This window comes from Delftia sp. ZNC0008 (genome assembly GCF_000799035.1).
Taxonomy (GTDB): domain Bacteria; phylum Pseudomonadota; class Gammaproteobacteria; order Burkholderiales; family Burkholderiaceae_C; genus Comamonas; species Comamonas tsuruhatensis.
In genome coordinates, this window is sequence record NZ_JTKZ01000207.1 from 1 (window position 1) to 203 (window position 203).

The 203-nt window shown below is 59.1% G+C and carries 1 protein-coding gene; it reads right to left on the bottom strand.

Translation table 11 applies throughout. The annotated features are described in order from the left end of the window. Window positions 1-157: helix-turn-helix domain-containing protein (locus L995_RS34865; protein WP_156136003.1), on the bottom strand; the 157-nt coding region annotated here is incomplete at its 3' end. Window positions 158-203: the final 46 nt, after the last annotated feature.

A 203-nucleotide genomic window follows, 5' to 3' on the forward strand; every position in this document is an offset into this window, starting at 1 on the left:
GCAACGCGCTCTCGCCGTGCTCCCGGTAGGCGTTGACCCATCCGCGCAGGCAGGAGCGGCTCACACCGTACTGCTGCGCCAGCGTCCTGTGACCGGCCGACCCCGATAAATATTTCTGAACAACTTCGAGCTTCAAACGCTCATCGTGCTTCGCCATGAAAAACACCCCATAGGTTGGACTGGTGTCCAACTTTTGGGGTGCA